Origin of the sequence: Spirosoma pollinicola, from assembly GCF_002831565.1 — a bacterium.
GTDB lineage: Bacteria > Bacteroidota > Bacteroidia > Cytophagales > Spirosomataceae > Spirosoma > Spirosoma pollinicola.
The window spans coordinates 4,448,649-4,474,205 of sequence record NZ_CP025096.1 but is presented as its reverse complement, the minus strand read 5'-3'; the positions used below and the strand labels follow the sequence as shown (position 1 = coordinate 4,474,205).

Annotated in this window: 17 protein-coding genes; 5 read left to right on the top strand and 12 right to left on the bottom strand. The window is 49.0% G+C overall.

Annotated features, from left to right (window positions below):
* The first annotated feature begins 51 nt into the window (after nucleotides 1–51).
* Nucleotides 52–765, top strand: a complete 714-nt coding sequence (locus tag CWM47_RS18715; RefSeq protein ID WP_100989748.1) for a hypothetical protein — start codon at nucleotides 52–54, stop codon at nucleotides 763–765.
* A 166-nt stretch (nucleotides 766–931) separates the two neighbouring features.
* Here CWM47_RS18715 and CWM47_RS38190 read toward each other — a convergent pair whose 3' ends face one another.
* The 3 genes from CWM47_RS38190 to CWM47_RS18700 form a co-directional block, all read right to left on the bottom strand.
* Complete coding sequence (locus CWM47_RS38190; RefSeq protein ID WP_157815997.1) at nucleotides 932–1,369, bottom strand: hypothetical protein; 438 nt, start codon at nucleotides 1,367–1,369, stop codon at nucleotides 932–934.
* Between the two features lie 134 nt (nucleotides 1,370–1,503).
* On the bottom strand, nucleotides 1,504–1,701 hold the full coding sequence (locus CWM47_RS18705; protein WP_100989746.1) for a hypothetical protein: 198 nt from the start codon (nucleotides 1,699–1,701) through the stop codon (nucleotides 1,504–1,506).
* Between the two features lie 181 nt (nucleotides 1,702–1,882).
* The gene (locus CWM47_RS18700) at nucleotides 1,883–4,507 is read right to left on the bottom strand and encodes a DUF7133 domain-containing protein (RefSeq protein WP_100989745.1); all 2,625 of its coding nucleotides are present in this window, start codon (nucleotides 4,505–4,507) and stop codon (nucleotides 1,883–1,885) included.
* A 224-nt stretch (nucleotides 4,508–4,731) separates the two neighbouring features.
* On the opposite strand from CWM47_RS18700, the gene CWM47_RS18695 reads away from it, so the two are divergent.
* A complete protein-coding gene (locus tag CWM47_RS18695; RefSeq protein ID WP_100989744.1) occupies nucleotides 4,732–6,249 on the top strand; it encodes a DUF4832 domain-containing protein in 1,518 nt (505 codons plus the stop codon).
* Between the two features lie 77 nt (nucleotides 6,250–6,326).
* Here CWM47_RS18695 and CWM47_RS18690 read toward each other — a convergent pair whose 3' ends face one another.
* Nucleotides 6,327–8,309, bottom strand: coding sequence for a cellulose binding domain-containing protein (locus tag CWM47_RS18690; RefSeq protein ID WP_100989743.1), 1,983 nt, complete (start codon nucleotides 8,307–8,309; stop codon nucleotides 6,327–6,329).
* 172 nt (nucleotides 8,310–8,481) lie between these two features.
* Here CWM47_RS18690 and CWM47_RS18685 point away from each other — a divergent pair, with 172 nt between their 5' ends.
* Complete coding sequence (locus tag CWM47_RS18685) at nucleotides 8,482–10,485, top strand: heavy metal translocating P-type ATPase (RefSeq protein ID WP_100989742.1); 2,004 nt, start codon at nucleotides 8,482–8,484, stop codon at nucleotides 10,483–10,485.
* Nucleotides 10,486–10,630: 145 nt separating this feature from the next.
* Here CWM47_RS18685 and CWM47_RS18680 read toward each other — a convergent pair whose 3' ends face one another.
* The 8 genes from CWM47_RS18680 to CWM47_RS18645 all read right to left on the bottom strand — a co-directional run bounded on the left by CWM47_RS18680 (nucleotide 10,631) and on the right by CWM47_RS18645 (nucleotide 19,677).
* Nucleotides 10,631–10,849 (bottom strand): PQQ-binding-like beta-propeller repeat protein, encoded by a 219-nt coding sequence (locus tag CWM47_RS18680; RefSeq protein ID WP_100989741.1) that lies wholly within the window; start codon nucleotides 10,847–10,849, stop codon nucleotides 10,631–10,633.
* Between the two features lie 3 nt (nucleotides 10,850–10,852).
* Complete coding sequence (locus tag CWM47_RS18675) at nucleotides 10,853–11,800, bottom strand: outer membrane protein assembly factor BamB family protein (protein ID WP_100989740.1); 948 nt, start codon at nucleotides 11,798–11,800, stop codon at nucleotides 10,853–10,855.
* An 80-nt stretch (nucleotides 11,801–11,880) separates the two neighbouring features.
* Nucleotides 11,881–13,023 (bottom strand): outer membrane protein assembly factor BamB family protein, encoded by a 1,143-nt coding sequence (locus CWM47_RS18670; protein WP_170069437.1) that lies wholly within the window; start codon nucleotides 13,021–13,023, stop codon nucleotides 11,881–11,883.
* Between the two features lie 80 nt (nucleotides 13,024–13,103).
* Complete coding sequence (locus CWM47_RS18665) at nucleotides 13,104–14,894, bottom strand: WD40 repeat domain-containing protein (RefSeq protein ID WP_170069436.1); 1,791 nt, start codon at nucleotides 14,892–14,894, stop codon at nucleotides 13,104–13,106.
* Nucleotides 14,895–15,049: 155 nt separating this feature from the next.
* Nucleotides 15,050–16,714: an ATP-binding protein gene (locus CWM47_RS18660; RefSeq protein WP_100989737.1), complete on the bottom strand. Its 1,665-nt coding sequence runs from the start codon at nucleotides 16,712–16,714 to the stop codon at nucleotides 15,050–15,052.
* Nucleotides 16,711–18,504, bottom strand: coding sequence for a hypothetical protein (locus tag CWM47_RS18655; protein WP_100989736.1), 1,794 nt, complete (start codon nucleotides 18,502–18,504; stop codon nucleotides 16,711–16,713). Before CWM47_RS18655 ends, CWM47_RS18660 begins: the two co-directional genes overlap by 4 nt.
* 18 nt (nucleotides 18,505–18,522) lie before the next feature.
* Nucleotides 18,523–18,987, bottom strand: coding sequence for a hypothetical protein (locus tag CWM47_RS18650; RefSeq protein WP_100989735.1), 465 nt, complete (start codon nucleotides 18,985–18,987; stop codon nucleotides 18,523–18,525).
* Nucleotides 18,988–18,999: 12 nt separating this feature from the next.
* Entirely contained in the window at nucleotides 19,000–19,677 is a 678-nt protein-coding gene (locus tag CWM47_RS18645; protein WP_100989734.1) for a hypothetical protein, read from the bottom strand.
* Between the two features lie 743 nt (nucleotides 19,678–20,420).
* Here CWM47_RS18645 and CWM47_RS18640 point away from each other — a divergent pair.
* Both CWM47_RS18640 and CWM47_RS18635 read left to right on the top strand, forming a co-directional pair.
* Entirely contained in the window at nucleotides 20,421–22,376 is a 1,956-nt protein-coding gene (locus CWM47_RS18640; protein ID WP_100989733.1) for a response regulator, read from the top strand.
* 122 nt (nucleotides 22,377–22,498) lie between these two features.
* Nucleotides 22,499–25,534 (top strand): caspase family protein, encoded by a 3,036-nt coding sequence (locus tag CWM47_RS18635; protein WP_100989732.1) that lies wholly within the window; start codon nucleotides 22,499–22,501, stop codon nucleotides 25,532–25,534.
* Nucleotides 25,535–25,557 lie beyond the last annotated feature (23 nt).

Genomic DNA, 25,557 nt, shown 5'->3' with positions numbered 1-25,557 from the left:
TTGCTAAAGAAAACGGATCGCCGTTTCAGCAAACACTAAAAACATAAAGCCATGAAAACCACTTTTTTTTCCCTGAAAGCCCTGTTGAAAAGCGTATTGATCGTAGGACTGGCTACTCCAGCCTTCAGCCAGGAGACTGGCCATTTTACTCGGGCTAACACTGTACACGGGGGGTATTGGAACCTGAAAACAAATACTGACATCCATGGAACCCTGGTTCGCTTTTATAACTCGGATAGTCAACTGGTGTATCAGGAATCCATGCCCAACAGGTTTATCAAATTATCACCTAAAAACATCCGCCGACTTGACGAGGCTCTGAACAGATTGACAGCGAACCAGTTGGTAGCGACTACTGTACGTACCGCCAGTTTACCCTACGTCGAACAGGAACGTCCGGTTTCGAGAAGGGCCGAAACGCCGACCAGTCTTAATCCGGCAGAATTGGCGTTTGGGGTGCAACTCTATACGCCGGCAGGCAAACCAGCGGTTCATGTGGTGCTTGCCAATCCAACGCTTGATCGGTTAACCATTACTGTTTTGTCTGCGGAGAAAACCGTTGTCTACGAACATGTAACGCATTTAAGCGCCAGTCGGCATCATCTTAACTTTGGCGAAATGCCTCCCGGCACTTATCAAATTCGGGTGAAGAGTTCGACTCAGGAGTACCAACAGCCAGTAACCCTTGTCTATGGTCAGCGTGACGCTGTTGTCCAGATTAACCGACCGGATTCAGCTCCGACGCTGGCAATCAGCCATAAATAAAAACGTAACCAGGATGAATGCTTGTAAAGAAAAAAGTCGGTCCCTGACAGGAACCGACTTTTTTCTTTACAAGCATTAAACGACTTCATTTTACTAGTTAAGGGTTTTTCTAAACCTTCTTTCGCTACTGTAGATCGTTGACTACAGAAGGGTCATTTTGTCTACTTTACTTGTTTGGCGGAGTAGTGCCGGACGACGACGAGCTGCCCTGGCTGCTGCTACCGCTGCCACTTTTCGCCTTACGACCACTGCGGCCCTGGGATGATCCCTGGCCCGATGTCGTACCATCGCTGGTAGTCGTTCCACTTGTAGATCCGTCACTCATCGTACCACTGCTGGACGAGTTCGTTCCCATGCTGGAACGGCGGCTCGATTTGTTCCGGTTCATCTTACCCGAACCCGATGTACTCGACCCATCCGTTGAGTTAGTACCCATCGTGGACCCATTGGTTGTACCACTGGTAGTTGAGGAGCCATTCTGATTGGCAGAACCGTTGGTTCCGTTACCAGTGCCACTGGTGCTACCTGAATTAGTTGTTTGTGCCTGAGCACTGAAAGACGCTACTGCCAGCAGCATGGCTCCCATTAAAATGATCTTTTTCATAACATTACATGTAGTTGTTAAGCAACCGTCTTGTTGATTGATAGAATAACTCTACATGCAGAAACCTCGCTGGATTTTTCCTAATTAATGAGCAAGTGGTCTATTGTTCATTTATTGATATAACAACAGGGTTTTCAGGCACAAATGCGAACCCGTGTCAGGCGGATGCCGGGTTGGTTGAATTGTCGCTGCATTTCAGCGTACACCCAATCAATGGCCTCGTCCGGATCGTTCGCGGCAACCGATAAGTCTCCGTTTTGCTGAAGATTATGATTCATCTCATCGAGTACGTCGAACACGACCCGGATTAACTGCTTCTTTTTGGTAGCCATAACATCTAAATGAAAAACAGGTGGGGTACCCAGTCAAGACCACGGTCGCATATCCGCTAACCGGTTGCACGACTATAGCCTTGACTGGACTAGAGCTTTACCCTTTTTGTTAGTTATGGGCTAAAAATAACAGCTTTATATTACAGATGTATTATACATAGCAAAATAATATTATACAGATTTATTTCTGTTGTGATAAAAATGTAATCAGCGAGGCAAACTCATCATACGACAAGGCACTGGCTAAGCCCGTCGGCATCATGGACGATTCCATTTCCTTTCGACTCAGCAAGTCAGCTTTTTTGATGGTATACACTTGCCCCCCAATGTCCCGCAGAACCAATCGGGTAGCAGACTCCTCCGTAATAAATCCCGTATAGTTCTTATTCCCTTTTGCGGTAATCGACACGGTGGCGAATCCCTGTGATATGGATGCGTTTGGTTTTAAAATGGACTCCGCAATCTGTTCCCGATTCATAATTGAGCCAATCTGCCCCATAAAAGGGCCTTTCATTGGTTCGTTTCTGGAGAGGCTATGGCAGGCCACGCAGCCTTGTTGTGCAAACAAGGTTTTACCCAGGGCTGCATCGCCCGGTAGTTTTGCCATAGCCAGCATCACATCTTCGATCGACGCTTCGCCAACCTGCCCCTTTTTACTGCGAATTTTGTCCAGGTCGATTTTATTTTCCTGCTGAATGGCCACCGGCTCCTCCACCCCAAACTCAGCAATATCCAGACGTAATCGACTGTTGAGGTCGACAAAAAACTGTTTATCACTGGTCTGCTGCCATTCGGCAACCAACATTTTTTTGATAGTGGGGGATGAATCCCAAACGACCGATTTATAATAGGGACCATGCGTATCCGGGCGGGTGCTCCACCACCAGGAAGCATCATACGGGGCTTCCTGTTTATATAAGCGCCCCAGCGTAGTCAGGATCTGGCTTTTAATAGCCCCGTCTTTGGCCTGCTGGTACGCACTAATTAACCCATCTACTGCTTCCGGCGTAGGCATATACCGCAAAGCCCATAGCGCCAGGGTAGCATTTGGGGAGTTGATTGCCTGCACGCAGGCCGTAACAGCGTTCAGCTTCACCAGCGAGCGAACCGCCAGATGGGCCGGAACGAGGGAGGCATTGGGCGTGGCATGCGGGCCTTCGCTGTCTTTACCCGGCGCAACAAACGAATTAGGCACATTGACTTTCAGTAATGTAGTTGCCGCGTCGGCTCGCTCCAGGCGACCCAGACCAATCAAAGCAGCGATCTGTACCCGCTCCGAAGGATCGTTCACTCCCTGTACGAAAGGCTCCATTTGCACGTTTTTGATGAACGGCTTTCGGTCGGCCAGTGCCCGGAGAGCGAACTCCCTGACGGATGCATCCTGAGTGAGGCTGGCCAGTTTGTCAATCCCTTTTTCTCCGCTGGCCTGGGCGTAGGTGAAGATACCCGCCACCCGGTTAGCTAACGGCAGATTCTGATTTGAAGCCACTTTCCAGGCGACTTTTGCCGCTTGCTTTTCCGGACGGGTCAGCAGTTCCTGAGAAGCATATAACCGCGCCACCGCACTCGTCGAGGTAAGCAATGTGCCCAGCTTTTTTACCGAGGCTTTTTTAAGATTCGGGAAAGGCTGGTAGGTCCAGTTTTGCGGCACCGCCCGCACGACGTAGCCCTTGTCAGGATTTCCCGAATAACCCGCCCCATTCCAGGCTGACAGATACAGTCGGCCCGAGCCATCCACGTCTACATCGGTAATCTGGGGTAGTTTGATAAAGGCTTCTTCCTGTTGAGTGAACGAGCCTTTGTCGGGCGTGACCCGGTGAATGTATAGCTGATTGCGACCCCAATCGGCCATCATGGGCACCTTATTGTACTTTTGCGGCCAGGTAGGTTCATCCAAAAACAAAGCACCCGTACCTGACCCGCCACCAACATCGACCAGAGCGGGAATGATCTCGTCGGTAAAATGCTTGAACAACATTGGATAGCCGTACTCGCCCGATTGAAGCTGATGGCTGAAACGAATATTCCAGCCTCCTCCATCATTGGTGTTGTCCCGCGTGAAGATATTCATGTACGGGTCAATCGCTACGTCGTAGATGTTACGCGTGCCGTGGGAGAATATTTCCATTTCGGTCCCATCCGGCCTTACCCGGACAATCCCTCCGCCCAGCATGGTTAGCTTTTTCCCCGAGCGGTCTACCGCATCATGGAAACCAAAGTCGCCCACGGCAATGTATATCCAGCCGTCGATCCCCATTCGGATACCATTGGTTGCATGATCCACTCCCCGCTCCTGAATAAATTTGGCGTTACTAATATGCTCGACCAGCGGTTTGGACGGACCATCTGCCTGTCCATCCCAATCCTTGTCCTCAAATACCACCAGATTCATTCCCGTAGCCTTCCCGGTTTCGGGCGAGAAAACGGCGTGCAACACAAACAACTGGTTGCCCAGGGCAATGATACCCCTTGGGTTATTTACGCTGGCAAACGTTGTATGCAGGTCTACTTTCCCGTCGTTATTCTGGTCCACCAGCCGCACAATGCTACCCATGTTCGGTTTTTTACCCAGCGACCCCTGCTTATCGACCCCAACAAATACCTCGCCGGTTGGAGCTACGGCCAGACACGCCGGACTGGGAGTCAGATCAGGGCCGGTGAAAGGCGTTACCTGTAAATCAGCCGGATAATCCGGTACCTGGGAAACCGCCGTGACAACGGCCTGTTTCTTGCTCTGCCCCAAGTCCTGATTTGTGCCAAAGCTCAGCAGAAAGGCGGAAAAGAAGCTTAACGAAATCTTGTACATGCGTTGCGATTGATTAATAATCGTGGATGATTGATGCCTGCATAACTAAAGCACTCTATAGCACTGGTTTTAATCAGTCCCGACAGTATATCTTGTTAGTAAGGATTGCAGCTCCGGTAAGCATGACACAAAAGCGAGTAAATCTATCGGACTTTATCCGTACCGGGTTGTACTGCCCGTAGGCTTTTGCTTAACTTTAGCCTCGTACAAGTAATTTATCACCCATGATCCACCTGTTACGGCTGTTGCCGGGATTAGTTGTCTATATGTTGCTTAGCCAGACAGTTCTCCAGGCACAGAACCATCACTTGACTTACATAGAAAGTCAGCAGGATTTCCCGAACCCCGAACGGGGATTTTATATCCCGATCAGTACGTCTTCCGCTCGATTCGTACCCCTCGATTCGGCTAAACTGGCACTGTATCGAACCCAGTCCCAGCGCGTTTCCAAGGCCACTTATTCGATTAACTGTTCTCTAGTGTATCGGAGCTATCGACTGGAAACCTTTAAAAGCAGCCCACTGAGCGAGGATTTCCTTAAAAAAGTAAGCAATGACTTTGCTATCGCCAAAAAGGCGGGCGTTAAGCTCATTCTCCGGTTTGCCTATACGGAACAGGCGACAACGGGTACCTGTCCGGATCAATACAAAATTTGTCCACCTTATGGCGATGCCCCTAAAGCAATCGTGCTGACGCATATCAGCCAGTTAAGCCCCCTGCTTCATGAACATGCCGCTGTTATTGCCGTGCTGCAAATGGGGTTTATTGGCATTTGGGGCGAAAATTACTTCACTGATTATTTTGGCGATGCGTCGACCAATAGTCTTGGCGTGGTACCCGACAGCAGTTGGCGGGATCGTAATCAGGTATTGGCCGCTCTGCTGAAAGCCTTGCCTAAAGACCGCATGGTGCAGGTTCGCACCCCACAGATCAAGCAGCGGTTTGCGTATGGACCCAAAGCACCAATTACATCGGCCGCCATGAACTCCGGGGATGGATACACCACTTCCGACCTCGCTCGAATCGGCTTTCATAACGACTGCTTTTTAGCCAGTGCAGATGATTACGGCACCTTTTATGATGTCGGCAACTCCTCGACAAAGCGCGGCCCGGCCACGATTCCCCTACGTCGGTATATGGCGCAGGATAGTCGGTATACGGCGGTGGGGGGCGAAACCTGTGACGATGCGTTCAGTCCGCAAAATGACTGTGCCCCTCTGGGTCGTGCCGAGGAGGAAATGGCCCTGATGCACTACAGCTACCTGAATGCCAGCTACAATAACGAGGTAAACAATGACTGGCAAACGCAGGGATGTATGGACAATATCCGTCGTCGGCTGGGTTACCGATTCGTACTACGGTCAGCGACAATTCCTGACCATGTTAAGGCAGGCCAGCGACTACAGATTGACCTGATTCTGCAAAATGTAGGCTATAGCGCCCCTTACAATCCCAGGCCTTTTCAACTCATCCTGCGAAATACGGATAATGGTGCCATTCATAGCATTACACTAAAAACGGATGTCCGACGGTTATCTCCCGGCTCTCATCAGCTACGCCATACGCTTCAGCTTCCGGCTGCCCTTAAAGCAGGTCGCTACGAACTACTGTTGAACCTGCCTGACGGGTATAGTTCACTCGCCCAAAATCCGAACTATAGTATCAGGCTGGCCAATACGGACCTTTGGGAAGATCGCACAGGGTACAATAACCTGAAGCATACTCTTATTGTCGGGCCATAAACATCGACAGGATAAGCACTGATAAAAAAAGCCCGAATCATTTCCGATCCGGGCTTTTTGCTGGACAATTAACTGGATTATCTGGATCTGATCAGCTTCACCTGCTGTTGCTGCGTCGCGGTACTCACCTTTAAGAGCAATAAATCCTGTCCATTGCCCATCGGCACGCGCACCCGTTCCAGCGTACCGGCCTGCTCAATACGCTGTTCGTGCAACGACCGCCCCTGCAAGTCCAACAGCCGCAGCGTAACTGACTGACCAGCGGCCCCGCTGATCTCCATTTCTGCTTGAGAACCGACCACAGGATTGCCCAGCACCCGTAGCTGAAGCGTGGGCAGCAACTCGTCAACTGCTGCCACTCGTCCGGAAGTTCCTTCAGGAGAACTGCCATAGACCAGCACCCCCTTCAGATAGACGCCGACATGTGAGTTTAGCCCCACTGTGCCGTAGTTGGCCGCGTAGGAGTAGTCATTCCGCTGATCCAGTAAGCCATTGTCCGAACGCATCAGCCGGAAATCAATTGCACCCAAACTGCTCATTGGGGCCAGTGTCGCATTGCTTACGGGCTTGAGTTCTACATAGCTGTCAGCACCCGGTACTGCCTGAGCTAACGGAACCACCCGAGCCTGCACGTTAGCAGCCCCGATATCGGCATAGTCCACATGGACCTGGGCCAGTTGACCATTGTCGGACGTGAACCAGTAACGAATGCTCAAATCCTGCACCGGAATTGGTGTATTGCCCTCGTTACGCAGATCGATCCGGGTAGTAATCTGCGAAGCCGACGGGCTGTTCCTGGCCGCTGAATAGGCCCGCACGATAGTCTGCGGTGTAGCTAGTGACGGTTCCTGCCCCCAAAGAAGCATCCCGTTCAGGTAGGCCGTGATGCGGCTGTTTGGCGTATAGGCGGCATAATTAGCCGCGTAAGAATAATCATCCGACTCATTGAAGTTTGAGCGGTCAGCCTTCTGAATACCAGTCTCGATTGGTCCTGAATTGCCATTGGCCGGTAGGCTGCCAGTGCCTTTGAAGCTATACTCGACATAGCCGAAAGCACCCTGTCGGGGCTGGTCCAGCGCCACATACCTCATCTGCACAAGTCCTGGTTGAGAATAATAGACCGCCAGATTGGTTGGTGGTGAACTGCCTTCGGAGGTAAACCAATAGCGAAGCGTAAGCTGGCTGTACAGAATTGGCGTAGTTCCCTCATTTCTGAGCTGAAGGTAAGGTCGGATGATTTGATTGGTTCGGTTACCATAGTCAGCGTCCCGATAAGCGACGCTTAGAGCCGGGAGTGCGCTGCCGGACGAAACAGTACCACTTACAGCGACCGGATAAACCCCATGAGCAGCATGATAATACGTGTCCTGCGAAATCACCCCCGAGACTGGCCCAACCACCGCACCTGTCAACCGCACATCGATCTGTGTACTGGCAAAGGTCAGGCTGGGATTGATCACCAGACTTGAGCCAAAGGGATTAGTCCCCGTGCGAATCTCGAATCCAGTTGGAGCAGAAACATATACGGACAATCCTCCCCGATTGGTCACGGTATACGATTGCACTGTGGAGGGCTGACCAACTGTGGTCGTAAACGGATTCAGTGTGGTTGGGCTTACGGTCTCGGATTGACCCAGGGCCGTACCGCTGACGGCTACGGTGGTTACAGCCGAACCACTGCTATTTGTAACAACGCCTGTTAATGTACCGGGAGAGGAGGAAAGTAGAATTACCGAAATTTGAGTAGATAAAATGGTACCATTCGTCGCGGGAATAGTTAGACTGGGACCGGTGTTTCCCTGAGCGCTAAGGAGGAAAAAAGGCGGGGCGGTTATGACCAGATCTGCCGTTAAGCCAGTGGCTGACACGGTATACGTTGCTGGATACTGGCCTTCATATTCGCTGTAATTCAGAATGGTCAGCGAAGCGGGTGAAACGGTGATCGTTGGGACTGCGCCTACACTTCCTACAGGCCTGGGGTTTGCCACAGCCATCTTTGTTATAAGAATGGCCGTGAACCACACCCAAAAACGGATCGTTGCAAGTAAAGATTGATTCATGCGTCAAGGTCGATTTAGAAGTTGAGATGACAGCATAAAGTATAATAAAATAAGCATATAACCATACTTTCGAATAAAGTGAGCATACGGGGCTATACGCCTGAACATAAAAAGCTTACGGTTGTAAAAAGCCTATTGACGATTAATTGAGTTTAGTTCAAAACAACAATACATGGCAGACGAGCATAACCACGAGCACGACCACGACGATGACGTCGAACTAATCGAAGAAGAAACCATACCCGCAGCAGATCTTGCTCCGACTAAGACCGGCCCTGTACAAACGTTACGCACCTACGCTCCCGTTATTATCAGCCTGCTGGGGTTGCTGGCAGGTATCGTTCTGGATAAGTACGCAGGTTGGTTCAAAGACCCGGTTCGTCTTATCTGGTATGTTGCCGCTTACCTTCCTGTTGGCTGGCCAGTAGTAAACCGAGCCTGGAAAGGCATTGCGAGTGGTAATGTATTCACTGAATTCTTTCTGATGGGCGTGGCTACATTGGGCGCTTTCGGTATTCGCGAATATCCGGAAGGGGTAGCCGTCATGCTGTTCTATACCATCGGCGAGTTGTTTCAGGATGCGGCCGTTCTTCGGGCGCGTCGGTCCATTAAGGCCCTGCTGGATGTTCGTCCTGATGAAGTGACCGTGCTTCAACAGGGCAGGCCCCAGACGGTGAAGGCCGCCACGGTGGCGGTTGGGGCTGTGGTTCAGGTGAAGCCGGGCGAGAAAGTAGGGCTCGACGGAACAATGCGCTCCGATCAGGGCACGTTCGACACAGCGGCTTTAACGGGCGAAAGTGTACCCCGCACAATTGCAAAAGGCGAAGCGGTTCTGGCGGGCATGATCAATAGGCAGTCTCTGGTGGAAATGGATGTAACTACCCCCTACCAGGATTCCAAACTGTCGCGTATTCTCAAACTCGTGCAGCAGGCAACGGGCCGTAAAGCACAGACGCAGGAGTTCATAGCCCGCTTCGCAAAAATCTATACGCCAGCTATTTGCGGCCTGGCCTTACTCATCACCATTGCCCCCTATTTTTTCTTATCCCATGATCAGGGGAACGGATACGTCTTTCGGGACTGGCTGTATCGGGGCCTGGTATTTCTGGTTATCGGTTGCCCTTGTGCGCTCGTCATCTCCATTCCGCTTGGGTATTTTGGTGGAATCGGCGCGGGATCAAAGCAGGGTATTTTGTTTAAAGGCTCGGTGTTTCTGGACCTGATGACCCAGCTTAAAACCGTTGTCATGGACAAGACAGGTACGCTGACAAAAGGTGTCTTTGCCGTTCAGGAAGTGAAACCGGTGGGCATAAATGCGCAGGAACTGGCCCGACTGACAGCGGCCCTGGAAAGTAAATCGACCCACCCTGTAGCCACGGCCATACTGGACTATGCCCGTGGCAAGGACGGAGGGAAAGGGTATGAATCGATTTCCGTCGAAGGCGTGGAAGAAATTCCCGGTCATGGCCTGAAAGGGCTGGTCGATGGCAAACAGATGCTGGCAGGCAATGCCAAACTGCTGCAAAAATTCGGCATCCCGTTCGATGAAGCCCTGACCCAAATTCCCTTCACAATTGTCATGACCGCTCTCGACGGAGCCTTTTCGGGCTATTTCACCATCGCCGATGAACTAAAAGCTGACGCAGCCGAAGCGGTAAAACGGCTGAAAGCAGACGGAATCTATACGGTCATGCTGTCGGGCGACAAGTCGGCCGTAGTCGAAGCGGTGGCGAAACAGGTTGGTGTTGACGAGTGGTACGGTGATTTGCTGCCCGAAGACAAAGTAGCTCAGGTTGAGCGACTCAAATCTGATCTGTCAGTTAATCCGAAGTCGAAACTAGCCTTTGTCGGCGACGGTGTCAATGATGCCCCTGTGGTAGCCCTGGCAGATGTGGGGATAGCCATGGGGGGCCTGGGGTCTGACGCAACCATTGAGACGGCGGACGTGATCATTCAGAATGATGAACCGGCCAAAATTGCTATGGCTGTTGCCATTGGGCGGGCAACCCGCCGGATTGTCTGGCAGAACATCACTCTGTCTCTGGTTGTCAAAGGCATTGTGCTGGTATTGGGAGCGGGTGGCCTTGCTACGATGTGGGAAGCGGTTTTTGCCGATGTTGGCGTGGCAATGCTGGCGATTCTAAACGCCGTTCGGGTTCAGAATCTGAAGTTTTAGGGGTCTATTTTATCCGGCAAACGTTTGGGATAACCCCAGGCCGATACCCATATGTAGCCAGTGTAGACTCTATATCAATCAATTAGCAAAAGAAAATTGATCGAACTTTGGCTAAACGAGAATCTTTAGTCAGTGGGTGTGCCTGCTAATTGTTGGCGCCACTTACGGATGGATAAAACCCGATAACTTTTCCATTTTGCACAACGATCGATGCACCATCTACCTGTGCGTTCGATGAGCCATCTACCTGCACATCCGAAAACTTCCATTTAACCTTACCGGTTATGGGATCCAGCGCGTAGAAGTTTTTATCCCAGCTACCCACATATAGAAGCCCATTCGCCAGAACAGGGCTGGAACTCACGAACTAGCCCACAGAAAATTCCCACTTTTTTTCTGCCAGATAGGCGGCATTAAGCGCATAAACTCGTTTATCGTCATTGCCGATGTAAACAAACCCATTTGCAACGACCGGACTTGAAAAATAATCGTCATTGGCGCCGTACTCCCCTTTTTTCTGACCGCTCAACAAGTCCACAGCATATACTTTATGATCGCGGCTACGGCTCCCTACATATACCAGTCCGTTTGGTGCCACAAATGGACTGGAATCAACTTTTCCTCCTGCCGGAAAGGCCCAGACCTTATCGCCGGTTCCCGAGTTGAATGCATATAAATTTTGATCAGCGCTACCAACATAAACAATGCCGAGCGCTGCAGAAACAGCGGGTGACGACCAGATTGTATTGCCCGTCTTTACACTCCATATTTTAGTGCCTGCCTTCGCGTCAAGTGCATAAAATGAATAGTCATAACTACCGAAGAAAACTTTCCCGTCGTATAGCAAAGGACTGGACTTTATCTCCCCACCCGTTGCATATTCCCACTTTTTCAGGCCGGTGTCGGCATCCAGGGCATACATCTTCTTATCTGTACTACCTACGTAGAGCAATCCTTCGGCTACTATCGGGCTTGAGTATCTATTCCCGTAACCATCGGCGACCCCAGTTGAGAATGCCCATTTCTGCGTACCCGTATTGGCATCCAGGGCAAAAACTTTACCCGCCTGATTGACGACATAGAGTACCCCATCAACGAAAAAAGGACTGGCATTTATCGGCTGCCCGGTGTAGAATTCCCATACTTTTTCGCCCGTATTGGCATCCAGCGCATAGACTTTGCTGTTCGAAGAGGCACAATACACGATAGGCCCTTTCAGATTAAAGATAAAGGGAGCAACTTTCCACTCCGAGCAACTGGTCAATAGAAAGACCAAGCCAAGGAGTAACGTAAAATCACAAAGATATTTTCGCATGGCGTCAATGTAGTTTTGGTGATTCAATCATTCTCTCCGACCCGGAGCTTTCAGTATATCAGTGCTTCATGATGGCCCTTTTACTTGTTCTGTAAGCCAGTAGTGGATGGATAAAAGCCAATAACTTTCCCTCCCAGCACAACCATTGCCGCACCATCTACCTGCACGTTAGGCGCACCATCTTCTACGTCGTTGAATTTCCATTTGACCGTCCCCGTCACCGGATCCAGCGCATAGAAATTTCTATCCCAATTTCCTATATACAGCAGTCCATTTGCCAGAACAGGGCTAGCACTGACGTCTGCACCCACTAAAAATTCCCACTTTTTATCTTTCATATTAACCGCATCAAGCGCATATACGTGTCTGTCATCATTGCCCGAATACAGAATTCCGTTCGCGACTATTGGACTTGAATAGAATTCGGCGTTAGCCCTATATACCCCATCTATTTTGCCATTATACATATTCAAGGCATATACATTGTGGTCACGACTACCGATGTATACCTTATTATTCAACGCCACAAAGGGACTTGAATCAACTGTCCAATCTGTTTCAAAAACCCAGACTGGATCACCAGTGTTCATATTGAAAGCGTATACCTTATGGTCGGCACTGCCAACGTACACTAATCCGGGGCCTTCTGAAAAATCTGGTGAAGACCAGATCGTGCTGCCCGTTTCAACGCGCCAAACTTCTTTACCATTTTGCGCATTGAGTGCATAAAACGAGTGATCGTAACTGCCGAAGTAAATTTTACCATCAAATAGGGCCGGATTAGACCTGATCTGTGCGCCCGTTCCAAATTCCCATTTTTTTAGGCCGGTCTTGACATCTATAGCATACATTTTTTGGTCAAGACTTCCCACATATAACACTCCTCCGGCTACCAGCGGGCTGCAATAGCTATTTCCGCCCGTAGCGAAAATCCATTTCTGCGTACCCGTTTTAGCATCCAGTGCATAGACATTACCATCATGATTGACGACGTAAAGTACCCCATCTGCGAAAGAAGTGCTCGCCGTTATCGGACTACTGGAAACGAACTGCCACTCTTTTTCACCTGTATTGGCATTCAGAGCATAGACTTTCCCATTCGTTGCCCCAATATATACGATAGGGTAAGCAATGTCGAAAGGGGAAACCTTCCACTCCGAACAACTGATTACTAGAAAGGCTAAACCAAGTACCAGAATGAGACTATAAAGCTGTTTTGACATGGTGTGGATGTATCTTTTTCGATCTTGAGTTGAGTCAACAAATTTGGTGTGAGTTGTAAAATGAGCAGGCATACCATTAGTTATTGAGAGGTAGTCAAAAATCTTGACCGATCTTCGGTCGTCATACCGGGAATTAACTTCCCGTTCTGTTTGATCAGTTTTTGATAAAGAGCCTGATACAATAGCCTTGAGTTGATAATGGGTATATCCTCCGTGAAAGACCCCGACTCGTTGTCTACATCATAAAGGATATAAGCCGGTTTAGCTGCCGGTGCGGCATTCCATAACCAGATCGTTTTTTCAGAACCCTGCGTAATCACATATTGACTGAACCGTGTCGTGTCACTTATCGAAAAGGCAACCGGGCTACCTTCATCCCGTTGGCGTTTTGGTTCATCAGAGGTTATGGTGGTTGCGTTTTTTCTACTTTGTACTGCCAGAAAATTTGGCTTTACCATGTGGTCCTGCTTCCAGTCCCAAAGCTTGACGGTACGGTCATAACTTCCGCTGTATATATAGCGGCTGTTGTCATAGAACCCGGCGGCAAAAACGGACTTATTGTGCCCCCGTAATTCACGGCACATCCGGCTGTTGCGTAAATCCCAGACCCTTACCGTATTATCCTGACTGGCGCTCAGAACATAATCAGCCGTATCGGATGCAAAAGCCACACTGTTCACCGCGCCCTGATGCCCCGAAAGGGAGTGAATGAGTAGCCCTTTCGCCCAATCCCACACCTTGACCATTTTATCGTCTCCCCCACTGATGATGTATTTTCCATCCGGCGAAAAGGCCACGCAGCGTACGGCGCCGAGATGGCCCTCCAGCGTGGCGAGTACATTTCCGCTATGCCAATCCCAAACCCGAACAACTTCATCATTTCCGGCTGTACCAATGCAATTGCCGTCCGGCGAAAAACAGACCTGTATAACATCGCCATACTGTAGTAAGGTATTACCATTTTGTAGGGATAGTTTTTTTTCGAGGGTTCCGGTCGTTAAATCCCAAACGCATACCGTTTTATCTTCCCCACTGCTCACAGCATGGCTTTTGTCTTCGGCTATGGCAACGCTCAGAACAGCACCCTCATGCCCGGCCAGAATTAGTTGCGTTTCCAGTGTACTGCTTCGTATATGGATGCTCCCCCTGGTGTCGCCACTAGCGATAACGCTCCCATCAGCAGATGTTGCCAGACTTAGCACAGCCCCTTTCTGCCCGGCGGCAATTGCGGTTGGTTGGTCAACTCCCTGATCTGGCGTTTTGGTCAGATCCCATATCGTTAACGAGTCTGAATACTGGCCAATGACCAGAAATTGCCCATTTTTCGACAGCACAACGCTGCTGACATCATCCGATCTTTTCTCGAATTTTTTGAGGTAGAAGGACGCTGGATGCGTTGTCGATACGATTGAGTGAAGCGTCTCTGTGGCATAACTATACTGGAAATAAGATGTATCGCAGGCTCTCTTTATGAGTTGTAACGCCAGGGTTGGCTCATCGTCTTTCACCTGCAAAGCGAGTGTTCTTAGACGGGACGCTTCTGTAATCCGAGCCAAATTATCGGCACGTTGAGCGGCAAGAACAGCTCGTTGGGCCGCCCTCAAAGCTTCTTCATTGGCTACCTTTGCCGCTACAACTGCCCGTTGTGCTTCATTTCTCTCATACTCTGCCTGTCTTTTTGATATAATTGCTGCTTTACTAGCGTTCAATGCCTTTTTTCTTTCCAGGTTGGCTTCGGCGCTTGCCTGTTCAGCTTTCGTTTTTAAGTCAATAATCTTTTGATAAACACTATCTATCCGATTATCGACAAGGGTCGAACTCTCGTCATCACAATTCCTGGCGGCTATTCGGGCAGAATTTAACTTGTTCAAGGCACCCTTGAAATTTTTGGCCGCTTCGAAATTTTCAGCCTGCTTCAACAACCGCGTCAATAAAACACATGGAGGCTTATCACTAGCTTTTTGTTGAGCTTGAACAGAAAAACAGTGAACTGGTAAAAAGAGGAGAAGTAAGATTGACGCCTTCATCAGTTAGTTTTTTTAGAAGCGTTTCCGGGAATACTTTTGCTCAGCGTTAATGCCTTGGTGCTAAGTTGGGGTTCATTATTTGGTAGCAGTAACCGGGCTCGTTTGATATTTGTACTTGCTTCGCCAAAGTCCTTACTCTTTATATATGTCTCTGCATCAATCAGGAGAAGGTTAGCTTTCTCCCGGTTAGCCTCGTTCAAATTCCGCTGAGACTGGAAATAAAAAATCCCGCTCACTATGCCCAGACCAGACACAACAGCAACAAAACCGATCAGCATCCGGGCTTGCCGCTTCAACTTGTTATTTGTTGTTCGGAGTGCATCTTCTTCCCGTGTGTTCTCGGTCCGGCTTTGCTCAATGTAGTTGACCACGGCTGGTTCCAGCACCAGCTTTTGCCCGAACTGGTCATAAAGAGCAACCTGTTGCGTATTTAGTAATCCTCCCTGCCGGGTATACAATTCATAGTTGACTTTAAAACTCTGGATCAGGTTGTTCAGGAGCCGCTGTTCTGCCGTTCGTTTCTGGTCGATAATACCCGCCAGCGAGTCGTGAGCTAACTCCAGAAAACTATCATCCCGACGAATAAGCCGCGCTTTTTCCAAGTCGAGCAGGCAGTTGCTGAGTCGTTGCCCTGTCAGGTCGGGTACTTCAATCTTGCTCACCAAAAGCTGATCGTTGACTAGTTTGTAGGCCATAGGCTGTTTTGTCCCCTCAGCGGTAACAAAGTAGTCCAGCACTTTCATGATGGCATCGTCCGGCAAACTGAGCCTTGTCTGGATGTCGTGTTCCTGTTCGTTCAGGTAGCGGTTCAGGACATTACTCACATCGCCGGTTTGCTGTAACGTTGCTTCGGTGATCCGCACCGGTTTATCAGCCAGTGGCAACCGCCCCTCCCGCTGGGCATGTTCCTGAGCTTCGCGCCAGAGCCGGTCCATATACACCTGGAGGTAGGCCAGTTGGCTTGTGGCTTGCCCCCGCAGCAGGTTTTTAGTAATTGCTTCTGTTACGGTGGGCTCACTCGTGATGGTATACCGCTCAAACGTTTTCTCAACCACCTGCTGAATCGTGCCCGCAGTCATCGGCTCCACCCGAAGTCGAAAGTCAAACAGTGTGGGCACAATTCGCTCATATTCATAGAGTTGACCAATAAACTCCTCCCGCATGATGAGCAGAATTTTACAGGGAACTTCCGAGCGAATCAGTAAGGCGTGTAACGACTCAAAAAACTGTTCCTGTTCTTTTTTGGCGTTTACAACCGACTCACCATCGTCGAAAGCAGAGTTTTTTACGGTAAACAGCTCTTCAAACTGGTCAAAGATGAGATAGACAGGTCGTAAATAATGGCGAAAAATCGAATTAACCAGTGTAGGTAAATCATTGGCAGTTGCCGGGCGAACCAACGCTTTACTTAGCGCATCCAGAGTCGACTCATTTATGTTGTCACCCCGCCGGAAGAAGAACGGAAACCAGTCCGGGCCATCGAAACGCTGGGACAATCCGCATTGAACCAGACTGGTTTTTCCCGTTCCCGATAACCCATAAACCAGCACCAGTGAAGTAGCATGTACGTGCTGGTAAAGCGCTTTGCTTTCCTTTGCCCGGCCAAAAAACACGGCTTTGTCGGCCAGCGTATAGGCATCCAGAAATTTGAAGGGGCTTTTCATGCACGTGCCGACGTTTGAGGTTCTTTTAATCCGAAGTAAGCATCCAACTGTTTTTTCATTTCGAAATACAGCAGATTGCGCTGTTGCTCCTCATCCGTAGCTATAGTAGGGTCCACTTCGCACAGCGTTAGGCGGGGCCCATCGTAGCGAAGCAGGTGTTCATATACCAACTCTTCCCCATTTCTTCGGATAACCTGCCAGGCAAACAGATTCGATAGTGTCGCTTTTTCCTGAAAGGTATTTTCGTCGATCAAGAAAGGCGACAAATTCAGATATTCGCTGGGGCTCCCGGTCTTTTTTTGCAGTAATACCGACGTATTGTCCAGGAAATAATCGGAGGTTGTATTGCGAAGAATAGGATCAAGGTAGGTCTGCCAATACTGGTAGATTCGGTGCGTGTAGCGGGGCTGGGTAGCTACTCTGTTTTTAACAATCGAAATGTTCTTGACCGAAATCAGCTTATACTGTGTCAGGAACGCCACGTTTTTCAGAAGTTCAGATAAATGCTTTTCGGCAAGCTGACAGCCGCCATTCGCTTCTGATTCCGACATTCGCTCAATTCCAGCTTGTAAGCCATCAAAATAGACGCCGGATTTGGCAATTTGAGCGAATAGACTTTCATTACTCATTAGCTCCGTCACAAACAGGGTATTTTGGTGCTCCCTAAGTTTATCTGCCAGTTGACTGGCTAATTCATATTTCGGGCGCTGGCCGTAACCGGAAAGGCCGGCCGACCCAACCGTTGAGGAATCCATTATCGGGGAGCTGCTCAGACTGTTCCACCATTCAGCCTGTAGAATACCCATCATAATGTTAATGATCGTCTGATAGGTTCGTAACAACTGCCAGAGTCGATCGCGGCCTGCCTGATTGTAAAACTTCATTTCCTCACCATCGCTCCGGCCCCGGATGGCCCGAAGTTTGCGAAGCTGAACGCTGATAGGGTGCGGAAAACTCTTTAGCAAGTCATCATCGTAAGGTGAAAAATCGTTGAGCATGCCCTGTTCATTGTCCCAGATTTCCTGTATTCTGGGGTTGAATTTGCGCAGCGTGACAATGAGGCTTCTGAACAACTCACGGTTAGGTTCATACGCAACCGCCGTTTGGGGCGACAGCTCCCGGCTCAACGTCCAGTTTAGTGAATTTTCAGAATCGCCGGACGACGGATAAATACCCCAGACACGGTCATCATCGACCGACAGATCGACGGCTCCTCGTCCAGCACCTTTGTCAACGAGTATCTCCGAACCGGCCACCTGTGTCTGAGCGGCTCCCAGAGCCGTATCGAACGCTCGTTCCAGCGAGCTGTTATAGAGAAACAATTGCCGGAAAAATGTAATGCCAAAATCTTTAGCGGCCCCATCGCCCACCGTTGCCGAGGTGGCAACGATGACCGGTGCCGGTCTATTTTGTTTCTCAAAGGCCGACATGATCAGCTTAACCTGCCCAACTGTAGAGCATCCGTTCAGCACCACCAGTTTCAGGCTGGCGCATTGACTGAGCAGACTGGACAACCCGCTGGCGTTCGTTGTTTCGTTTTCGGTAATCAATCGATCGCCAGCCGCATGGCCACTGTAGGAAAACATCACTAGTGAATCCCTATCTTCGGGCGTTGTGAGCAGAGCCACCAGCCGGTCGCGGGTAGCAAACGATTCGCGGACAATCCGAAAGGGCTGAATGGCCGATCGACTTTGCAGGTACTGATGCACCTGATCATCTTCCTCACGCAGGCCCGGCAGCGGATGCTCCGGATTATTGGCATAGGCAATAACGACTAATGGTTGTGCCATGAGTTGAGGGTTGGTAGTTTATTTGACAACAGGAACGTCCAGATAGCGCAGGGTTGCACCGCCCTCATTACGAGCCTCCAGACTCACGGTATTGCGGGAAGTAGACTGTGTAAGTGTATAGCTAAAAAAATAGCCCGTAGGGCACGACTCATCTTTAGCAATGGCAAACGATGTCGTCTGTTCACGAATAGATTGTTCTTCCCCATTCAGGGTCAACCGTATACCCTCGGCCGATTTCAGGTTTTTGATACAGGCTTTTATGGTGAAGTTCGATGCATTGGCCAGTGTATCTGTAAAGGCAAAAATTTCTGGTGGCCTGGGGAAAAGTACTGCGGTATTCAAGTGTTGACAAACGCAGGCTGTATCAGCACTTCTGGCAACCTTATTATGCCGGGCAAGGCTACCAATTCCTTTAAAAATACGACCCTGCGCATGACAAAAAATGGGCAGTATAATTAGCATAAAGAGTATATATTTTTTCATCAGATCAGATGCTTAAAATTTATAGGCAACACCAACACAGCACTTGTTACCGGTTAACCCAAATCTGGTTGGTTTGAGCTTAAATTTTGACTGAATCAGTGATATAGTAACATTAGCTAATACAGTTGCTACTGAAACAGCCACTATACGATAGAATTGCTGCTGACGATGTTGAATATTATCCATCTCCGCATCCAGATTCTCTTTAGCCGAAATGTTAATTGGTGCGTTATAACTATTGTAAGTCCGGATCGCCTTACCAATACTTAACCCTTCCCAGGCGCTGTAGCCAACCAAACCGGCACTAGCCGTCCACCGCCCCAAGTCGAAATATTGCTTTCTGGTAAGGCCTTGATTTTCGCCAATTTTAACAATAAAAAATATGCCAATATCTTCATCAAATTTTTGGCGATCAGCAACGGGATTCCAGAATATAGTTTTCTTCCTTCCGTCTGTTAATGTCATGCCAACATCACCGTAAACAGAGTTAAGTTTAACTAATTGGCCATTTGCTCTTCTTATAATTACTCCCAGTGAATCTTTTGGCGCAATATTACCCAGTTGGTAACGAAAAACAATCTGCTTTTTGGCTGTATCTGTTTTTACATCCTTGACTTTTAGATAGATAGATCGGTTTTGTGCTAGAGCACTGCTGGCCGAAATGAGAACAAAAAAAATAATTGCTTTCATTTTTTTATTGATTTATCAGCACAAGTTAAGAGTAGATTCGGCATTCTTCAATTGCAATTCTAACTGAATTTTATTACCAAACTTCAGAAAAGTATGTAGCAATAGAAGCAGGTTATGTCAATTATATCTTGGTTAAAGTTCAACGCGCTATAAACTCGATTTTCTCTATAAAGCTATTAAGTAGTATGGAGTTGAATTTACTTAATTTAAAAAATTAATTTCACCCAAAACACTTATACAACCCGATGCCACGAATCAATACAATGCATGTACATATAAGGGAAATAACCTTGTTTAATTAAAGCTCCGAAAATCATTTTTAAGCGTTTTATAATGAAAATTTTCTTGACTTTATTTTGATTATACTAAATTACCCTGTACAAGCGTATGACCGAGTCCGGCCAGGTTAAAAAAGTAAAAACTATAATTTCGGCAGAAGAAACACAGAAATTTTCGTCGAGATGCGCAAGAATGCGAATAAATAGATTTTGAGAAAAATTTATCCAGATACTCCGCGAATGGGCCACTTCCAGCGAAACACATAACTCCGAATCAGTTGTGTATCAAAAGTCTGGTTGTTTTCAAAAAATCGCTTCTTAAATCAGGCCAATTTGTTTCGTATTTCGGCCACATGTATGTTTTTTTCTACAAAAGCGTATTAAGCTCATTTAAAAAGCTATTTTAGTATCGCTTATACATACATTTACGTATCCTCTTTACCTGAACTTGCTGTACTACCTTAAATGACAACCACCATTCTTGTCGTCGATGATGAAGAAGATTTACAGCCTCTATTCCTGGGTAAATTTCGAACCAAAATTCAGCAGAACGTGTATGCGTTTCGCTTCGCGACCAACGGGCTGGAGGCCCTGAAAAAAATTCGGCAGGAGCCCGACATCGATATAGTGCTGCTGGACATTAACATGCCGGAATTGGATGGTTTGACTGTTCTCGCCCAACTACCCGCACTAAATCCGTTACTGGGCACAGTGATTATATCGGCTTACGACGATATGGAAAACATTCGCGTGGCGATGAACCGGGGCGCTTTTGATTTTATCTGTAAACCGATTGATTTCTCGGATCTGGAGGTAACCATCGAAAAAACGGTACAACACATCAGGCAGATGCGGGAAACCAACCAGTTGAAAGTCGTCGATGCCCTGAAAACCCGCTTTTTCGACAACATCACGCATGAGTTACGTACACCACTCACGCTGATTCTCTCGCCGGTGGAGCAGTTGATACAGCGATACCGCGAGCCTTTTGACTTACAGGAAGGATTACGCAGTATTGAACGACACGGGCAGCTGCTGTTGCAGCTGATCAATCAGTTGCTGGATTTGGCTAAGCTGGAATCAGGGCATCTAACCCTCGTACAATCAGCCGCTAACCTGGGGGATTTTATAGGACAGGTTGTTCGTGCCTTCGAGCCAATTGCGCAACAGAAACAGTTGCGCTTGTCCTACGAGTGTCAGTTAACATCCCTGTTTTATTTTGATCCCAATAAAGTAGAGCGAATTATCCATAATTTACTTTCCAATGCCCTGAAGTTTACGAAGGAGGGCTCCATACACGTTCGCCTTGCCAGCCATAAGGATCGTATACAGCTGACCGTACTGGATACAGGTATCGGTATTGCCCCCGAAAAACTGACATACGTATTCAACCGGTTCTATCAGGTGGAGTCATCGACTTATGTGTCTACTCCTGGAACGGGCATTGGCCTCTCGCTGGTGAAAGAACTGGCCGAACTCATGGGCGGGAGTGTAAGCGTATATAGTGTTCCGTATGGCATGGATCAACCCTCGGGTACAACGTTTCTGGTTGACCTGCCCCTTTCCCCTGTCTTAAATCATGAAGTTGAAACGACACAGCCAGCCCCTGCCCTGCCGGTAGAGAGTTCGTTCGGTTCGCCCGTTACTCACCCCTCATCCGAAAAGGACAAGCCGTTGATTCTGGTTGTGGAGGACAATCAGGAATTGTGCACCTTTATATCTGTTGAACTCGCCCAAAGCTATCGGATAATAACGGCCAACGACGGTATTGAAGGCTGGGAAATAGCCCGCAATGAACTCCCGGATGTTATCCTTACCGATATCATGATGCCCGGACTGGATGGCTACGAACTGACCCGTCGACTTAAAATAAACCCGGAGACCGATCATATTGCCGTGCTGATGTTAACCGCGAAAGTATCGCAGCCGAGCCGTATTGATGGGTTTCAGCATGGAGCAGATGACTATATTACCAAGCCTTTTCATATTGACGAACTCAAATTACGGCTCCACAACCTGCTTGACAGGCAACGAAAGTTACGGGAACACTATTACAATCAACTCACCCATTCAGAAAACACAGTAGCGACGGAAGCGCAAAAAGACAGCTTTATTCATACATTGAATAAGTTCATTGAAGCGCGACTTGACGATAGAGCTTTCGGGGTCGATGAACTGGCCAGCGAAATTGGTATGAGCCGCCGAACGCTGCATCGAAAGTTAACCACTCTTGTCAATATGCCCGCCACTGTTTTTATTCGGCAGTATCGGCTGAAACGAGCGGTGCAACTTATGCGCCAGGGCAACAACGTGTCTGAAGCAGCTTATATGGTTGGCTATGAAAGCCCCGCCTATTTTAGTACGGTTTTCAAAGATTTTTTCGAGAAAACCCCGTCAGAGTATATGACTAAACAGTACTGAATTGGGCCTGCCCCAAAGTCATATCAACTTGGCCGATTGTCGAAAAAGTATCTTTGATCAGTAGCTTACTTTTACATCAGTAGTCCGCATAGATCATCCAGCACGTTCATAAACCTCTTTCCATGAGCCATATAACTACCGAATCAAGCCCGTCAGGAAACAACCCTTCGCTTTATGCCCTGGTAATAGGTGTAGGGGCCTATGAACGAGTCAGGCCATTGAGAGGGCCTGCCAACGATGCCCGGGCCGTTGCCCGTTACCTGCAAAATTTACCCGACTTTACCCTCAATCTACGGTTGCTTACCGATAACGAAGCGTCAAAGGCGGCTCTGATCGATGGGTTCCGGACACATCTTGCCCAGGCCGGGCCAGCCGATACGATCCTGTTTTATTTTGCCGGGCATGGGGCGCAGGAAGAAGCCGACCGGTCTATATGGACTACAGAAACGGATGGTAAACTTGAGTGCCTGGTTTGCCATGATGCACAAACAACAAAGCCCTGGGAGTTTTTACTGACCGACAAAGAACTTCGCTACCTGATTGCTCCCCTGAGCGCTACGGGTGCGCATGTCGTAACCCTGTTTGATTGCTGCCATTCCGGCGACAATACCCGGGCCGCCGATCTACTGACCGAAGCAATGGCCGGGCAGGATGTTCGCGAAAGACGCTTATCGCAGTCGGCGCCCTGCCGACCGTACGAGGCTTTTTTCTTCCACAATGTCCTGTCTGCCGAACAGATCAACGAACAGGGTCTGGAAGTGGCCATGCCCCAGGGCGACCATGTCCAGATGGCCGCCTGTGAGTCTGACGAAAGTGCGGTAGAAGTAAATGGAGACGGTATTTTCACGAAGAATCTGTTAACCGTGCTCAATGCCGCTCATGGTGATGTGTCGTACCGGGACCTGCACAACCGGGTACGCCAGTACATGCGGTTTAGTTTCGACCAACAACCACGTGTATACGTAGTTGGCAGTGAACATGACCTGCTACTGAACCGGGGATTTCTAAATCGCCCCCTCGACCCTGATACGCTCAGGGTTTCGGCGACATACAATACAGAGAAAGGCTGGTTGCTTGATGTTGGCGCAATTCATGGCGTCAGCGATACCGATCAACTCATACAAATACAGGATTCGACCGGCAGCGAAAGCTTCCCGGCTCAGATAAACAAGATCGGGTCAGACTATACGGTTCTCGATCTGACCGATGACGTTCAGTCCCGGTTAGACAAAACGCAGGTTTACCAGGCAACAATTCAGGGGTTGATGATGCAGGCCATCCGATTGCATTTGATCAATCATGGTGGCCCATCGGCTGATATCGCCGACTTGTTGACTCGTCCGGCGGAGACCACTGGCCAGTCACTCACCGACGGGGTTGTCATTCCGGAGGAAGTCGAAACGAATGCCGACTATACACTTCACTGTCGTTATGGGCTTTACTACCTCACTCACCCCGAGAATGATAACCAGCCGCTGGTTAGAGCGCTTCCCGCCGATGAGCCTCAGGTAGTAACCCGGCTCACCAACTATTTACGACACATTGCCCAGTGGGAATACCTGAGGAATCTACGTAACCCTGCCGCAACGGCACCCTTGCTGACGGTTGAACTAGCCCGGCAGGGAGAACAACCGCTTACACTAACGGAGGCTCACCCGGCCCCTATTCCGGTTTCGTTCGTTCAGGCGGCTGGTCAGTGGACGAGTACGCTGACGGTAAACCTGACAAACCCCACCGACCGGCCCCTGTATTGTACGGTTTTATACCTGTCAAGGGATTTTATGGCTTATCCCGGCTTTTTGCCCATCAACTGCCGCCTTGAACCGGGACAACGGGTTTCGCTGGGTCTTGCCGACAAAAAATCACCCACCGGCCGAATGGACAGCATTCGTCTACGGCTGGAAGAGGTCATTCGTCAATATAACTGGCCGTCGTCTACAGAATATTTTAAACTACTGATTACAACAGACCCTTTATCCGAAAAAACACTGGCGTTTTTCACTCTTGAGGCACTGGAATCTCCCGTTGTGCTGTCGGATTTACAAAAAAACAAGGCGAATCGGGGCGGTGTTGATACAGACACCGACGAGACAGAACCGCTTCCTGAGTGGAGCAGCCAGACACTCACGCTGCAATTAATTAATCCATTAGTTAACACAGTAAGCACGGAGGAGCTGAACCAGATGCTGACCCTGCCGGGTGATGCTGCACGGGATAATCAATTAGCTGATTTCGCGCTGGGATTGTATTTCGAAACCAATACCGACGCGAGTCTGAACCCTACGCTGAAACTCCGACCTGACCTTCGGGTTCTGGGCATTACCGATGAACAGCGGGGACTTTTTGCTGATTTGTCGCTTGCCCTCGCCAACAAGGTGGCCCGCCAGCTTCAAAACCGACAGTACCGGCAGAATCTGGTGCGGTATCCCGATCGCATACGCATCGTTGCGGAAGGTGATTCCTGGTTTCAGTACCCGTTCCTGTTGCGCGACGTGATCGATTATCTGTCGGGTGTGTATTCGGTATTCAGCGTAGCAGCTGCTGGTGCAACGTTGGAGGACTACCTAAAAAACAGTGAGTTTCTGGAAGCTATTGCCCAGGTTAAGCCCGATTTTTTCCTGCTCAGTGGCGGGGGCAATGATTTACTTGGCACCTATTTTACCAGTTTTATCCGCAGTGAGCCTATAGTCGGTATGGATGGGCCTAAGCGTTACCTGACAGATGCCTTCTGGACGAGTTTAACGGGAGTGAAAGACCGATATACGCGTATTTTGAGGCTGGTAGAACAGGGCTATCCGACGGTACAGGTAGTCGTTCACGGGTACGATTATGTTATTCCCGCCGGACAGGATAACCGCCCCGGAAAGATGATCTGGATGGGCGATGTGCTGACTAAAAATAGCATTACCGATTCCGATGAACGCGATGCCATTGTTTGGTTTATTGTGGATACATTCAACGAACAGCTTCGTCAGTTAGCCGAAACCTATTCGAACGTGACGTATCTGGATTTGCGCGGTACTGTCCGAAAAACTGCGCAACCGGCCGATTACTGGTACGACGAGATTCATCCAAACGACAAAGGTTTCCTGAGTGTATCGTCAAAATATGTATCACTCATCACCCGCCTGAAAAACGAGCTTGTAGCCCCTGTCTGACCCTTGTCCCCACCCGACCGTCT